Here is a 561-nt window from a genome sequence, read left to right as displayed (position 1 = left end):
CACCCGGCTCCATAAGCACCGTCTGTGATTGAGTCACCCACGATACCAACACGACATTGCGTATTGCGGCGAGCGAACTGGTTTATTACGTTGAATGCAGTGTATTTGCTGCCATGAGTTGCCAGTGAAACGTCAAACACATGTTCGTTACCCCATGGGTCGCGAGTAAGAATTTTTCCTTCACCAGTGAACTTGGTTACATCATCATCAGGCAGGAAATTACATCGCAGCTGCACACCCTTCGGAACATAAATTTGTCCTGTGTAAGCGTATACTGCTGCGCGGTTATCGGTCGTGCTATCAATGACGACCCCTGGAACATACTTTACAGCCAATGCGTCACTGCGGTATTTACCGTTGCTTAGCTCGGTCCTTAAAGCGGCATCCCCAACACTGACCCACTTCCCTTCACCAATACCGCCGGTGCTATCGGGAGTAGATGCCGGGGGAACATCTTTGGGCTCTGTAAGGTCTCCGTCCCATCTGTAATATTCCCCGTTGCTCTTCCAGCGCAGGCACTCGTTAGCAAGGCTAATGGTGCTGCCATCTTCAAAAGAATCC

The 561-nt window shown here is 50.4% G+C and carries 1 protein-coding gene; it reads right to left on the bottom strand.

What is annotated here, in order from left to right:
- The coding region (locus ACFPZN_RS56555; protein ID WP_378293761.1) for a tail fiber/spike domain-containing protein at window positions 1-561 on the bottom strand (561 nt) is incomplete at both ends.

Origin of the sequence: Actinomadura rugatobispora, from assembly GCF_042656285.1 — a bacterium.
In the GTDB taxonomy this organism is placed as follows: domain Bacteria; phylum Actinomycetota; class Actinomycetes; order Streptosporangiales; family Streptosporangiaceae; genus Spirillospora; species Spirillospora rugatobispora.
The sequence above is the reverse complement of the archived record's forward strand: the minus strand, read 5'-3'. Positions and strand labels throughout refer to the sequence as shown.